General features: G+C 44.9%; 14 protein-coding genes. 10 read left to right on the top strand and 4 right to left on the bottom strand.

From position 1 onward, the window contains the following. The first annotated feature begins 490 nt into the window (after window positions 1–490). From gpmI to ED312_RS22950, 3 genes are all read left to right on the top strand, one after another. Window positions 491–2008, top strand: coding sequence for a 2,3-bisphosphoglycerate-independent phosphoglycerate mutase (gene gpmI, locus ED312_RS22960; RefSeq protein WP_123218362.1), 1518 nt, complete (start codon window positions 491–493; stop codon window positions 2006–2008). Window positions 2009–2169: 161 nt separating this feature from the next. Further along, window positions 2170–2442, top strand: coding sequence for a Sec-independent protein translocase subunit TatA/TatB (locus ED312_RS22955; protein ID WP_123218361.1), 273 nt, complete (start codon window positions 2170–2172; stop codon window positions 2440–2442). Then, window positions 2442–3032 carry a phosphatase PAP2 family protein gene (locus ED312_RS22950; protein WP_123218360.1) on the top strand — a complete coding sequence of 197 codons (591 nt, stop codon included), beginning with the start codon at window positions 2442–2444 and terminating at the stop codon, window positions 3030–3032. Before ED312_RS22955 ends, ED312_RS22950 begins: the two co-directional genes overlap by 1 nt. Here ED312_RS22950 and ED312_RS22945 read toward each other — a convergent pair. After that, window positions 2985–3626 (bottom strand): O-methyltransferase, encoded by a 642-nt coding sequence (locus ED312_RS22945; RefSeq protein WP_123218359.1) that lies wholly within the window; start codon window positions 3624–3626, stop codon window positions 2985–2987. The genes ED312_RS22950 and ED312_RS22945 overlap by 48 nt on opposite strands. A 464-nt stretch (window positions 3627–4090) precedes the next feature. On the opposite strand from ED312_RS22945, the gene kynU reads away from it, so the two are divergent. Together kynU and ED312_RS22935 are read left to right on the top strand one after the other, a co-directional pair. Further along, window positions 4091–5377: a kynureninase gene (gene kynU, locus ED312_RS22940; RefSeq protein WP_123218358.1), complete on the top strand. Its 1287-nt coding sequence runs from the start codon at window positions 4091–4093 to the stop codon at window positions 5375–5377. 82 nt (window positions 5378–5459) lie between these two features. Further along, a complete protein-coding gene (locus ED312_RS22935; protein ID WP_123218357.1) occupies window positions 5460–6827 on the top strand; it encodes an FAD-dependent oxidoreductase in 1368 nt (455 codons plus the stop codon). Here ED312_RS22935 and ED312_RS22930 read toward each other — a convergent pair. From ED312_RS22930 to ED312_RS22920, 3 genes are all read right to left on the bottom strand, one after another. Next, window positions 6817–7290: a DoxX family protein gene (locus ED312_RS22930; protein ID WP_123218356.1), complete on the bottom strand. Its 474-nt coding sequence runs from the start codon at window positions 7288–7290 to the stop codon at window positions 6817–6819. The genes ED312_RS22935 and ED312_RS22930 overlap by 11 nt on opposite strands. A 70-nt stretch (window positions 7291–7360) precedes the next feature. Then, entirely contained in the window at window positions 7361–7930 is a 570-nt protein-coding gene (locus ED312_RS22925) for a Crp/Fnr family transcriptional regulator (RefSeq protein WP_123218355.1), read from the bottom strand. A 63-nt stretch (window positions 7931–7993) separates the two neighbouring features. Next, complete coding sequence (locus ED312_RS22920; protein WP_123218354.1) at window positions 7994–8350, bottom strand: winged helix-turn-helix transcriptional regulator; 357 nt, start codon at window positions 8348–8350, stop codon at window positions 7994–7996. Window positions 8351–8661: 311 nt separating this feature from the next. Between ED312_RS22920 and ED312_RS22915 the strand changes: the two genes are divergently transcribed. From ED312_RS22915 to ED312_RS22890, 5 genes are all read left to right on the top strand, one after another. Continuing rightward, a complete protein-coding gene (locus ED312_RS22915; RefSeq protein ID WP_123218363.1) occupies window positions 8662–9564 on the top strand; it encodes an NAD(P)-dependent oxidoreductase in 903 nt (300 codons plus the stop codon). 151 nt (window positions 9565–9715) lie between these two features. Next, window positions 9716–10123, top strand: coding sequence for an RrF2 family transcriptional regulator (locus tag ED312_RS22910; RefSeq protein WP_123218353.1), 408 nt, complete (start codon window positions 9716–9718; stop codon window positions 10121–10123). Window positions 10124–10190: 67 nt separating this feature from the next. Next, complete coding sequence (locus ED312_RS22905) at window positions 10191–10844, top strand: NAD(P)-dependent oxidoreductase (protein ID WP_123218352.1); 654 nt, start codon at window positions 10191–10193, stop codon at window positions 10842–10844. Between the two features lie 155 nt (window positions 10845–10999). Next, on the top strand, window positions 11000–11812 hold the full coding sequence (locus tag ED312_RS22900) for a M48 family metallopeptidase (RefSeq protein WP_123218351.1): 813 nt from the start codon (window positions 11000–11002) through the stop codon (window positions 11810–11812). Between the two features lie 252 nt (window positions 11813–12064). Next, the gene (locus ED312_RS22890) at window positions 12065–13384 is read left to right on the top strand and encodes an MFS transporter (RefSeq protein WP_123218349.1); all 1320 of its coding nucleotides are present in this window, start codon (window positions 12065–12067) and stop codon (window positions 13382–13384) included. The last annotated feature ends 145 nt before the right edge of the window (window positions 13385–13529 follow it).

Below are 13529 nucleotides of genomic sequence, written 5' to 3'. Positions count from 1 at the left end.
GTCATAAGGACCTTCGCTGGATGCGAACGAAGGATTCCCGAATGTTACCATAACGATTCCTGCTAAAATAAGAGCTGTTTTTTTCATGATGCTTGTTGAGTTTTAAAATTATGGTTTATGTAAAATTGGTTTCTGTAACTAAAAAGCGCTTTTGTCTAAAAGACGGAAAGGGGAGATCTTTGTTACATCTGTTGCTTTTTTATAACAAAAAATTAACAAATAATAACGCTGAAAACGGTCGGAATCTTAAAAAACAGCCTGGTGTGTTACCATATTGATAAACAGAAGAGATAATCTGTGCCGGCTATAGCTTTTTTCGAAAACGGGGACGGCAGTTTTGTGATGATATATTTAAAAAACTTTATCGTTTTCTGTGTATATCTTAACAGCGATACATCTTTTGTTTAGAGATAGTATTCGTACATTTGTCGTTAGGCCGCTAGGGCCTTATATTTCGTATCTTCAAATCGTTTAAACAGAAATACAGGACATGGACAAAAAAGTTTTACTGATGATCCTGGACGGATGGGGGAAATCCCCGGACCCCAGGATCTCTGCAATAGATAATGCGAATACACCTTTTATAGATTCCCTCTACAAAAAATATCCGAATGCCAGCCTCCTTACCGATGGTATGAATGTGGGTCTGCCGGAAGGACAAATGGGGAACAGTGAAGTGGGGCATATGAACCTGGGAGCGGGAAGGATAGTGTACCAGGATCTGGCCAAGATTAACCTGGCAGTGGAAAAGGGAACGCTTGCGGAAGAGAAAGTCCTGATAGATGCATTTACCTATGCCAAAGAAAAAGAGAAAAATGTTCACTTCCTGGGGCTGCTGAGTGACGGAGGGGTGCATTCGCACATCAGGCATCTCGAAGGATTACTGGATGCGTCCGATGCATTCGGACTGGAAAATGTATATGTACACGCTTTTACGGACGGGCGCGATGTAGACCCCAGAAGCGGAAAAGGTTTTGTGGCGGATATTCAGCAGTACTGCAGAAAAAAGAACGCCACTCTGGCTACGGTAACCGGACGTTACTATGCAATGGACAGGGACAAGCGTTGGGAAAGGGTGAAACTGGCCTATGATGCAGTGGTGAACGGTATAGGTTACCTGACCGATGACCTTGTGGCTGCAGTACAGGAAAGCTACGACGAAGGAATTACCGATGAATTCATCAAGCCCCTGATAGCAGATGATGGTAGGGGAGAACCTGTGACCAACATACAGCAGGGCGACGTGGTGATTTTCTTTAATTTCCGTACGGACAGGGGAAGGCAGCTTACGCAGGCCCTTACACAACAGGATTTCCACGAGCAGAACATGCATAAGCTCAATCTGTATTTCGTAACTATGACGAACTACGACGATACTTTCAAGGATATTCATGTTATTTACGACAAGGAGAACATAAAGAAAACCTTGGGGGAAGTGCTTTCGGAGGCAGGAAAGAAACAGATAAGAATAGCGGAGACCGAAAAGTATCCGCATGTTACCTTTTTCTTTAACGGGGGAAGGGAAGAACCCTTTGAAGGCGAAAAAAGGATATTATGTCCTTCTCCCAAGGTAGCTACTTATGACCTGCAGCCGGAAATGAGCGCATACGATATTCGCGATGCTATTGTGCCCGAACTGCAAAAAGGAGAGGTGGATTTTGTATGCCTCAATTTTGCCAATCCGGACATGGTGGGACATACCGGTGTGATGGAAGCGGCGATCAAGGCATGTGAAACGGTGGACGAATGTGCAAAAGCCGTAGTTACGGCGGCGTCGGACAATGGTTATACGTCCATTATCATAGCCGATCACGGAAATTGTGATACCATGATAAATCCGGACGGAAGCCCGAATACCGCCCATACGACCAATCCCGTACCGATTATTCTTGTAGATAAGGATATAAAAGAAGTTCACAACGGGATACTGGGAGACATAGCGCCTACAATATTGAGATTGATAGGTGTGCGCCAACCGGAGGAAATGACCCGGAAACCACTGGTCTGAAAATAAAGAAGGAAGAAGAGAAATACCGGGACTTTGAGATAAACTGCAAAGCCCCGGCATCCGCCTTCCCGTTTCCGGACCGTATGTATAACTTTTGACATCAATACGACCAAAGGAATATAAACTTCACTATATTTGTATCTATATATTTAGACAAGCTTATGTTTTTATTTATCAGCGGCCCGGAAATACTTTTTATTCTTTTTATCGTGGTGATGGTTTTTGGAGCCGATAAAATTCCCGAAATAGCCAAGGGACTCGGTAAAGGCATGCAACAACTCAGAAATGCTACAAACGATATAAAAGCTGAGATACAGAAAAGTGCTGAAAAACAGGGAATAGACGGTAGCCTGACCAAAGAACTGAATGAAGAAATAAATAAAGTAAAAGACGATATAGACGATATCTCCGGGTCTATTAAAAGGCAACTTTGATGATTATTTCCTGGCCGGAATACGATAAGGGCCTCCTGATATACATCAACCAGCTGGGAGATTCGCAGTGGGATATGTTCTGGGCCTTTTCTACCAGTATTGTGGCTTGGATACCGCTGTACCTGGCTTTCCTGTTCATAGCCCTGAAAAGTTTTACGCGGCAAAAGGCACTTGCCGTAATTACCACCATATTATTTGCCCTTGCCTTTACCCTTCTGTTTACGGAAATAATAAAAGAAATTGTACAGCGTCCCAGGCCTGTGAACGATCCTTTGGTCTCGGAAGAACTCCGGCTTGTTATTAAGGGTTATGGATATAGTTTCTTCTCCGGACACGCTTCCAATTCCATGGCAATTACCACACTTTTCATCTGTTTTATGCGGAAAAAACAGAAGTGGGTATACATAATTTGTCTTTGGCCCCTTGTTTTTGGTGTCAGCAGGCTCTATTTTGCCGTACATTATCCCTTAGATGTACTTGTCGGCTGGATTGCCGGATTTGTCATTGCCATAGCTATTTACCGGTACCTGGGGTTCCCCCTGCTAAATTACGCGGCATATCGTGAGACCGTCGCGGATAGGAAGCAATAGGGTTTCCACCCTGGAGTCCTCTTTCAGTTTTTTGTTGTATTCCAGTAAGGCTATAGTGCTTTTGTCATTAGGCTTTACCTCTTCTACCACTTTCCCGCTCCAGAGGACATTGTCCGAAAGAATAAGGCCTCCTTTGTTCATCTTATGGATAATAAGGTCGAAATACGTATGGTAGTTTTCTTTGTCGGCATCGATAAAAGCAAGGTCGAATTTTATATTCAGAGAAGGGATAATATCCAGGGCATCTCCTGTGTGTTGCTTTATCTGTTCCCCATATCCGCTACGGTCAAAATACCTGCGTTGGAGATCGTAAAGCTCTTCGTTGATATCGATGGTGTGTAATTCGCCTCCTTTCCGAATACCTTCTGCCATACACAGGGCAGAGTATCCCGTGTAAGTGCCTACTTCCAGTATATACTCCGGCGATTTGAGTTTGGAAATAAAGCTCAGGAACCGCCCCTGAAAGTGTCCGCTCAGCATTCTCGGGCGTAATACCCTGAGATGGGTCTCACGGCTGAGTTCCTGCAGGAGTTCCGGTTCGTTATCCGTAGATTTTTCTACGTAGTTTTCTAAAACTTCCGATATGAAATGCATGGCGTATCTTTTTTTTACAAAGATAATAGATAGAATACTTTTCTTTGGCAGTTGGTTTTGCGGCAGGGCAAATGTATTATAATCATGGAGAAATCAAGGGAGAAAAAGAGTTGTGGATTAGAGGTTGATGCGGTACGTGAATGAGAGATCGATAGTTTTTATTGGTACAGAAGGTCTGCCTGTTTACGAATGCACAGATAATTTTTCAGCAAGCCAGTCCGGTTATCGTATATCTGTAGCTGAAATTTACGGAATCTAAATTAACCTGCTTCCAAAGAGAAGGTTTTTAACCGTATAGAGAATGGTATTCCGGACTTCAGTGCCCTAACTTATCAACTCCGGACTCCAAAACAAAAAAAATACCCGGAAATCGTTTGAAGTATAAGATGCATTTACCCTGACTTTCCCGGGGCAATGATGTTTCAATTTACAAGAAATGCGTACTTTTACCGAAACAAAAAGGAATGCAATTTCAGAATACGAGGGCATTTGCACAGGAAATGGATGCCCGAGATCCTCTTAGAGCATATAAAGAAGAGTTTATCTTTCCGCAAATAAACGGGAACCCCGTGATCTATTTTACCGGAAATTCCCTGGGGCTACAACCCAAGCGGACCCGGAAATATGTAGATGAGATCATGAAGGACTGGGCCGAACTGGCCGTAGAAGGTCATTTTTATGCCGGAAAGCCTTGGTGGGATTACCAGGAACGTTTTGCAGCTCCATTGAGTAGTGTTGTAGGGGCAAAACCTTCCGAAGTTACGGTCATGAATACGCTTACCATAAACCTGCACCTGCTGATGGTCTCTTTTTACAGGCCAGTTCCGAAGCGATATAAGATACTTTGCGAGGCCAAAGCATTTCCCAGTGACCAGTATATGTTGCAAAGCCAGGTGAAATTCCACGGTTTTTCTCCGGAAGATGCCATAGTGGAAATACACAGACGGGAAGGCGAACACAGGATCCGGACTGAGGATATTGTCAACAAGATAGAAGAGATCGGCGACGAACTGGCTCTGGTGCTTATGGGAGGAGTAAATTACTATACGGGGCAGGTATTTGATATGGAAGCGATAACCCGTGCCGGACACCGTGCAGGAGCTTTTGTGGGGTGGGACCTTGCTCATGCCGCCGGAAATGTAAAACTGGAATTGCACGAGTGGGGCGTTGATTTTGCCGCATGGTGCAGTTATAAGTATATGAATAGTGGCCCCGGAAATGCATCCGGGGCGTTCATACATGAAAAACACCACGAGAATACCGACATCCCCAGGTTTGCAGGCTGGTGGGGGCACAACAAAGAACGCCGTTTTTTAATGGAACCCGAATTCGATCCCGTTCGGGGAGCGGATGGATGGCAGGTGAGTAACCTTCCCGTATTGTCCCTGGCGCCTTATCTGGCATCGGTGGAAATGTTTGCCGAAGCAGGGATGGATGCCCTGATCGCCAAAAGGGACGTTCTGACGGCGTATCTCGAATATATACTGGAACAGGTAGACGCACAGACAACCGGAGATTTCGAAATCATAACACCTGAAAACCCGGAAGAACGGGCATGCCAGCTTTCGGTGTTTTTGCACGGACAGGGAAGGCCTTTGTTTGACTATCTTATGAAAAACGGGGTGATTACGGACTGGAGAGAACCGAATGTAATCCGCCTTGCCCCGGCACCGTTTTATTGCTCTTTTGAAGATATGTACGAATTCGGACAGATACTCCGGAAAGGAATAGATACTTTAAAGGCAGGATAAAGACCGGAATACCGGGTATACCGGTTTCGGGCAAGAATTGAACGGTTCTCCGGAAAGACCATATAAACCGTAACTAAAACGAATGCAGGAATCAAAAAACATAGCTGTTGTAGGCAGCGGGCTGGTCGGGTCGTTACTGGCCATATATCTCAGGAACAGGGGCCATGAAGTGGATGTGTACGACCGGCGTCCCGATATACGGACGATAGAGTTTTCCGGGCGGTCCATAAACCTGGCCATGTCACTCCGGGGCTGGCTGGCACTGGAGGAAGTAGGGATAGCGGACGAGGTAAAAAAACTGGCTATACGCATGGATAAAAGAGCGATCCATATACCCGGAAAGCCACTGTATTTCCAGCCTTACGGAAAGGAAGGAGAAGCCATATATTCCATTTCCAGGGGAGTGCTCAATAAAAAAATGATAGAACTGGCCGAGAAGGCGGGGACGCGTTTTATATTTGAATCCAAAGTGTGGGACATAAACCTGGATGAAGCCACGATCCATACCGGAAAAACGGAGAACGACGCCCGGGAATCCCGTAAATATGATTGTGTATTCGGGGCAGATGGTGCTTTTTCGAGAGTACGACATAAAATGCAACGTCAGAGCCGTTTTAATTATTCCCAGGAATTTCTGAAGACGGGATATAAAGAACTGACAATACCTGCCAACCGGGACGGTACCCATAAACTGGAAAAACATTCCCTCCACATCTGGCCGAGAGGAGAGTTTATGCTTATCGCCCTGCCTAACCTGGATGGCAGCTTTACCTGTACGCTGTTTATGCCTTTCGAAGGGAAAAATTCTTTTGAAATGCTGGATACGGAAGATAAAGTACAGCAATTTTTCGAGCACCATTTTCCGGACGTCGTAGAAGATATACCGAGCCTGCTCCCCGAATTTTTCCGGAATCCTACCAGTGCACTGGTAACGATCAGGTGTTTTCCCTGGACTTATTCGGATAAAGTGGCGCTTGTGGGAGATGCCGCTCACGCTATAGTTCCCTTTTATGGCCAGGGGATGAATGCGGGGTTCGAGGATATTCGTATGCTCAATCACCTGATGAATATCCATGAAGATGATTGGGGCACCATTTTCAGGCAATATGAAGCCGGGCGTAAACCCAATGCGGACGCTATAGCCGAACTCAGTTTTCGCAATTTCATGGAGATGAGTACCAAAACGGCCGATACCGGATTTCTACTGCGGAAGAAAATAGAAAACCGTTTTGCGGAGAAACATCCGGATAAGTGGCAGCCTTTATACAGCAGGGTGACCTTCTCGGAGCGCCCTTATGCCGAAGCTCTTGCCGAAGGAGACAGGCAAAGGGCTATTATGGACCGCATCATGGAAATAGAGGATATTGAAGAACGGTGGGAAGATGAGGAAATAGAGCAGGAAATACTGGCCCTTCTTGAAGATACCCCCCTCAAGGTGGTTAACCGGTAGCCGGAGCTCTCCTTTTATGCCGGACGATAAAAAAATATACCCATCCTATGAAGAGTAGCTGCAGGGGAACCCGGAACCAGAGATAGAGAGGCCCCACGCCCTCATATGTGGCTGTTTTAAGGTTTACGTGATGTATGGCTGCATAAATATTGGAGGGCAGGATAAGCAAAAAGAAGATAATAAGCAACCATCCTGTCAAGACCGGGACAAAAGGAATGAGAAGGGCAACGGCCGCGACGATCTCCAATATTCCGGTGACCAGTACAACAGCTTCTCTGGCAGGAATAAAATCTGGCAGCATCAGGACCATGCCTTTCGTAAAGAGAAAATGTCCCGTACCCGTAAGTACCAGCATACAGGCCATAGCCACACGTCCGGATAAGAATATATCTGCTTTTCCCTTCCTTATTGAAATGATCAGTGTGATAACAAAAGTTGTTATAAGTACAATAATGGTTTCCATGTTTCCTGAGATTAAAAGTTAAGAGCTTACAAAACTATGTCCGGAAACATGGCATGTCAATGAACCCGGGTTAAGAAATAATACGTTTTCGGATACGGCTCAGGGCCTGTGGCGTAATGCCTATGTAAGATGCAATATATTTCAGGGGGATTTTTTGCAATAATTCCCGATTTTCCGCAAACAGGTTTTCGTAGCGTTCCTGCGGGCTTTGCCTGAGAAACGACATTTCCCTGTTACTCTTTTTGATGAATAATTCTTCGGCAGCTTTCCGTCCTATCTGCTGGCCAACCTCGGTTTCTTTATAAACATCCTGTAAGTCTTCATAGCTTATACTCCATAAAGTGCTGTCAGACAGCGCCTGTACGTGATATTGTGCAGGCACTTGCATCAGAAACGAATCATAAGCACTTACAAAAGAGTTTTCAAAAGCAAAACTGAAAGTGATCTCTTTTTCTCCCTTGTCCGTATAGAACCGTATGATACCTTTTTCGATAAAGGAAAGATAGTTCTCCGTCTTTCCGCAGGGCAGGATCAACTCGTTTCTTTTAAATACCCTCGGAATGAGTTTGGAGGTGAAGTAGTCGCCTTCCGCATCGGTAAGCGGAACTAATTTTTTAAAATATTCCCGGATTTCTTTCATGAATAAAAGCAGGTTGGCAGTAAGAAGTATATGCAGGTTGAGGTTGCAGGTGGCAAGGAAGCCCTATTTTACAGTCTCTTCCATGATCTGTAATATATGATCGCGGTTTTCCGCTCCCCACTTGTCCATGGCATCTATGATACATAAAATACTTTCCCCGACAGCAGTGAGGCTATATTCCACTTTAAGGGGAAGACCGGGGTGTATTTTCTTATCAATAATACCGTGATTCAGTAATTCCCGGAGTTGCATATTAATAACACGGGGGCTGGCCTCGCTTATATCTTTGTGCAGTTCGCTGGGACGCCTGATACCCCTGCGGATGGAATCGATAATACAGGGTTTCCATTTGCCTCCGAGTACTTTGCCCGTAAGGGTAATGCCACATTCCAGGTCTTCAGGGATCTTTCTTTGGTACATGATTTAAAACAGCTTTTCACAAAAATAAACAATTCGGACCAAACCTTTGATCGTGAATAACGTCTGTTTATTCTCCTGTTTTACTCCCTAAGCGAGATTTGAAATGTTCCCGGGTTCGTCCCGGGGGAATGGGTATAGGGAAAAAATTTTCTCTGCCTGAATCTTTTTTCCCTTATTGTAAAAAATAATAGTTGATGAGAACTTTGCGGTACAAATCATTCATGAAAAGATTTGCCATCCGGCGATACGTAATACAATTGAAGAACTGGTGCCGGATCAGTAGGAAAATTAATGCTTTAAATAATATTAAAATGGATAAGAAAATTAATCTGTCTAAACAGGTAACCGTACTTGGACTCGGGGCTATGGGCACGGCATTGGCGGAAGCATTTATCAAAGCAGGGTATACCACCACGGTGTGGAACAGGTCTGCGGATAAAACGGTTCCCCTGGTGAAAAAAGGTGCTGTTGCGACATCTACGGTTTCCGAAGCGGTATCGGCAAGTGAACTGACAGTAATCTGTGTGCTTAACTATGATGTGCTGGAACAAATCCTGAAACCCGTAGCCGGAGAACTCCGGGGGCATACATTAGTGAGCCTTACCAATGACACACCGAAAAGGGCAAGACAAATGGCTTTATGGGCTGAAGAGCAGGGGATAGATTACCTGGATGGCTCCGTCCTTGTCCCGGTTACCGAAGTGGGAAAGCCGGAAGCTCTTTTGTTGTATAGCGGACCACGGAATATTTTTGACAAATACTTTCCCGTCCTTAAAGCTTTGGGAGGAAAGAGTACTTACCTGGGCGAAGCGCCCGGGCGTGCGGCCCTTTACGACATTGCCATGATGAATATTTTCTTTACAAGCCTTACCGGGGTATTACATTCTTATGCCTTGCTGAATGCCGAAGGGGAACAGGCGGAAGAATTTCTTCCCTATGCACGCGAAATATTCGGTGTAGCGGAACACTTCCTCGAAAATTTTGCATTGAGTGCAGACAAAGCGCATTATCCGGGGCATCTGGACAATATAACCATGGAAGCTGCCGGGGTAAAGCATGTAGTTGAGGCAGGCAGAGATGCTGGTATTCACACGGGAGTCCCGCAGGCTGTGAAAGATGTTTTTGACCGCGCCATAGAAGCCGGATTCGGTGCTAGCGGTATGCCAAGTGCTATTGAAGGAATAAGGAAGGCAGTCCGGGCAGAAACCAGGTAGCCTGCCTTGTGCTTTAAAACCGAACATCCCCGTTTTCATTCCGGATCATATCAAAGGAAGAGAACGGGGATTATTTTTCAAATTATGTAGTGAGCAATGAATTTTTTAAAAATACGTAGTATATTTGTACTGTAATAAAAATAATTACAGTATGAATAATGTTCGTTTCGCTACTTCTGTACATATACTGACGTTGCTTGCCACCATGAAAGATGAATACTTGTCATCGGACTTTATTGCGGGGAGTGTAAATGTCAATGCAGCGGTAATACGGAAGGAAATAAGTAATCTGAAGGCTTGTCATTTGGTAGACAGCAAAGAAGGAAAGGGGGGAGGAAGTACCCTGGCACGGCCTGCATCGAAGATAAAACTATCGGAAGTCTATGAGGCCGTGAGGCAGGTACATGTGTTGGGCAGATCAAATACACCCAATCCGAGATGTCCGGTAGGAAGAGACGTGAACAAACACCTGGAAAGCTTGTATGAAGATACTGATAATTATGTAAAGCAAAAATTATCAGTCATAACCTTAGAGGAATTTGTCAAAAAGTTTAAATAATATTTTTTACCTTAAACTGTAATTATTTTTCATACAGTAAATAGAGTTTAATATAAATCCCAATAAAATGAAAGTAGCATTGATAGGCGCCACAGGTTTTGTAGGCACGAATATTTTAAAGGAATTAGTGGATCGCGGGCATAAAGTAACCGCTATAGCAAGAAATCCCGAAAGATCGGAAATAAAAGGCTACCATGTCACTCCCGTAAAAGCAGATGTATTGGATACGGACAGGCTGGCAGAGATACTTGCCGGGCATGATGCGGTGGTAAGTGCTTTCAATCCGGGCTGGGCCAACCCTAATATTTACGATGATTTTCTTCGTGGAGCGAAAGCAATACAGGAAGCGGTAAAAAAATCGGGTGTAAGCAGGTTTGTTGTAATAGGGGGCGGGGGTAGCCTTTACCTTAAGCCGGGCTTACAGGTGGTGGATACCCCGGAATTTCCTGCTGAAATAAAATCAGGGGCCGATGCGGCAAGGCTTTACCTTGAAGAGATCCGTAAGGAAAAAGTACTGGACTGGGTATTTTTCAGCCCTGCACTGGAAATGCACCAGGGGATAACCACCGGGCGGACAGGCAAATACCGGTTAGGGCTGGAAAACCCCGTTTTTGACAAGGACGGGAGAAGTGTATTGTCCGGAGAAGATGTAGGCGTTGTCATCGCGGATGAACTGGAAACCCCGAAACACCATAGAGAACGGTTTACTGCAGCTTATTGAAAAGTAAGGTCCGGCTGTGGTAAACGGAAATGAAAATAACTTTCCGGCGGAAAGCATTGACTAAATACCTTTCTTATGAATTACGGAAATTTGTCAGCCAATAGTCGCTTTTTACTGTTAATTTTGTATTTTTACTATACAATACACTTATGGTTATGAGAAAAATCTGGTTGTCATTTTTTCTGTTGTTTTTTGTGCTTTCCTGTAAAACCAATCCGTTTACGGGTAAAAGCACGCTCAACTTTCACTCCAACAGTTCCATCTTTCCGATGGCCTTTCAGCAATATGATGAATTCCTGAAAGAGAACAAGGTTGTCACGGGAACGGCCGATGCGCAGACTGTTAAAAAAGTGGGGCAGCGTATAGCCAATGCTGCGGAACGATGGCTTAATGCCAATGGATATGAAGGGTATTTAAAAGATTATAAATGGGAGTACAATCTCGTCCGCGATGACCAGGTAAATGCATGGTGTATGCCCGGTGGAAAAATTGTTGTGTATACCGGATTGCTGCCTATAACCCGGACGGAAACCGGACTTGCAGTAGTTATGGGACATGAGGTGGCTCATGCCCTGGCCGATCACGGTGCACAGCGCATGAGTGCAGGTACTTTACAACAGTTGGGGGCCGTAGGTGTAGCGGTCGCCACCAGTGGTAAAAGTGCCCAGGCCCAACAAGTATGGGCACAGGCATATGGTGTAGGATCGCAGGTAGGTGTAATGCTGCCCTTTAGCAGAAAACACGAGAACGAGGCCGATGCCATCGGAATAGAAATCATGGCGATAGCAGGCTATGACCCGGGGGAAGCCGCCCGCCTATGGCAACGGATGAAAGCCAATGCTGGACAGACACCTCCGGAAATCCTGAGTACACACCCTTCCAGCGATACCCGTATCCGGAACCTTACACAACTTGCGCCGGCAGCCAGGGCTGAGGCCAGAAAATTCGGAGTTACCAGTTTTCAGTAAGAGTAAGGAGTTGGCAGGTTACCCGATTAACAGGTTTCAGGTTTCGTTGGGTATTCCCGGGGACATTTGTGAAACCGGGGTGTAAAGGTTTTAAAACTGCCAATCCGCCTACTTCCCGAATGCGATAATGTTGATCCCGGTTCTTTAAAGCGGAAATAACAATAGGTTTAAAATTAATTTCTATATTAGGAGCTGTTCTTTTGAAGGACAGCTTTTTTATTGTTTGCAAACCTTTTCGCAATCAGCCAAAACATGACAAGAACATTAGAAAAAGGCAGTAAAAAACTGCTTTGGGCCTGGGCGTTTTACGACTGGGCCAACTCTGTTTACAGCCTGGTGATAGCATCTGCTGTTTTCCCTATTTTTTACGGAGCCCTCTTCAGGGAAGCAAACCTGGAGAAAATACACGTATTCGGTGGCGACATTGCGCGGGCCCCTTTGATCAGCTATGTAACCGCCCTGGCTTTTCTCGTGGTTTCCATGATCTCGCCGCTGCTATCCGGTATTGCCGATTATACCGGTAATAAAAAGATTTTTCTCAAGTTTTTCTGCTATCTCGGTGCTTTTTCCTGTATAGGTCTGTACTGGTTTTCCCTGGAACACATATACATCGGCCTTACCTGCTATTTCCTGGCCTTGATAGGCTTCTGGGCGAGCCTGGTGTTTTATAATTCTTACCTGCCGGATATAGCCTATCCGGAGCAGCAGGACAGTATAAGCGCCAAGGGATATTCATTGGGATATATAGGAAGTGTCGTCCTCCTGATCCTGTGCCTGCTTATGATTATCAAATACGAATGGTTCGGTTTTTCCGGGGCAGGTGCTCCTACCAGGATGTCCTTTATACTTACGGGGCTGTGGTGGATAGGATTCAGCCAGTATACTTTTTATTACCTTCCCAGGGGAAACGCATCCAACGGAAAATACCATAAGGATGTTTTGTTCAAAGGGTTTAAAGAACTGAAGAAAGTATGGAACAGGCTCGGGGATTCCCCGAAATTAAAACAATACCTGGGAGCATTTTTTGTGTATAGCATGGGTGTACAGACCGTAATGCTGGCAGCCACGTACTTCGGGGAGGAGGAACTGGAATGGGGTGGTGCCGATGAAAGGACCTTCGGTTTGATAATCAGTATTTTACTTATACAAGTAGTCGCTGCTGCAGGAGCGTGGATTACATCCAGGATCTCCGCACATGTGGGAAACATTAAAACCCTGGCCGGGATAAATATGTTTTGGGTAATTATCTGTATTTATGCCTACTTTGTCATCAGTCCTGTACAGTTTTACATAGCTGCGGCTTTTGTGGGCCTCGTTATGGGAGGTATACAGAGCTTATCCCGCTCCACCTATTCCAAATTTCTGCCCGAGACGGAAGATACCGCTTCTTTTTTCAGTTTTTATGATGTGGCGGAGAAAATAGGCATTGTTATCGGAATGTTCCTTTATGGTTTTATTGCACAGGTAACAGGAAGTATGCGAAATTCCGTTCTCTTTCTGGGAGGGCTCTTTGTCATCGGAATATTTCTGTTACTCCGGGTAGAGGTGACAAAAAAGAGTAAAATAATATAACGTTAAGATAGCGCAATGTATAAACAAAAGAAGAGGTTTTTATTATCTTAGCCCTTCACCTGCCGGAATTATATAAAAAATATACATAATAATGAAACATCCATGATTAAATTTTAAACACACAGGGGAATGATTATTTTGGACC

It is taken from the genome of Sinomicrobium pectinilyticum, from assembly GCF_003725735.1.
GTDB classification, from domain to species: domain Bacteria; phylum Bacteroidota; class Bacteroidia; order Flavobacteriales; family Flavobacteriaceae; genus Sinomicrobium; species Sinomicrobium pectinilyticum.
This window is presented reverse-complemented; position numbering and strand designations above follow the sequence as displayed.

Excerpts from the sequence above, each read along its gene's own strand:
- gpmI (WP_123218362.1), top strand. The coding sequence starts at position 491 with ATGGACAAAAAAGTTTTACTGATGATCCTGGACGGATGGGGGAAATCC.
- ED312_RS22955 (WP_123218361.1), top strand. The coding sequence starts at position 2,170 with ATGTTTTTATTTATCAGCGGCCCGGAAATACTTTTTATTCTTTTTATC.
- ED312_RS22930 (WP_123218356.1), bottom strand. The coding sequence starts at position 7,290 with ATGGAAACCATTATTGTACTTATAACAACTTTTGTTATCACACTGATC.
- ED312_RS22910 (WP_123218353.1), top strand. The coding sequence starts at position 9,716 with ATGAATAATGTTCGTTTCGCTACTTCTGTACATATACTGACGTTGCTT.
- ED312_RS22935 (WP_123218357.1), top strand. The coding sequence starts at position 5,460 with ATGCAGGAATCAAAAAACATAGCTGTTGTAGGCAGCGGGCTGGTCGGG.
- ED312_RS22945 (WP_123218359.1), bottom strand. The coding sequence starts at position 3,626 with ATGCATTTCATATCGGAAGTTTTAGAAAACTACGTAGAAAAATCTACG.
- ED312_RS22905 (WP_123218352.1), top strand. The coding sequence starts at position 10,191 with ATGAAAGTAGCATTGATAGGCGCCACAGGTTTTGTAGGCACGAATATT.
- ED312_RS22950 (WP_123218360.1), top strand. The coding sequence starts at position 2,442 with ATGATTATTTCCTGGCCGGAATACGATAAGGGCCTCCTGATATACATC.
- kynU (WP_123218358.1), top strand. The coding sequence starts at position 4,091 with ATGCAATTTCAGAATACGAGGGCATTTGCACAGGAAATGGATGCCCGA.
- ED312_RS22925 (WP_123218355.1), bottom strand. The coding sequence starts at position 7,930 with ATGAAAGAAATCCGGGAATATTTTAAAAAATTAGTTCCGCTTACCGAT.
- ED312_RS22900 (WP_123218351.1), top strand. The coding sequence starts at position 11,000 with ATGAGAAAAATCTGGTTGTCATTTTTTCTGTTGTTTTTTGTGCTTTCC.
- ED312_RS22890 (WP_123218349.1), top strand. The coding sequence starts at position 12,065 with ATGACAAGAACATTAGAAAAAGGCAGTAAAAAACTGCTTTGGGCCTGG.
- ED312_RS22915 (WP_123218363.1), top strand. The coding sequence starts at position 8,662 with ATGGATAAGAAAATTAATCTGTCTAAACAGGTAACCGTACTTGGACTC.
- ED312_RS22920 (WP_123218354.1), bottom strand. The coding sequence starts at position 8,350 with ATGTACCAAAGAAAGATCCCTGAAGACCTGGAATGTGGCATTACCCTT.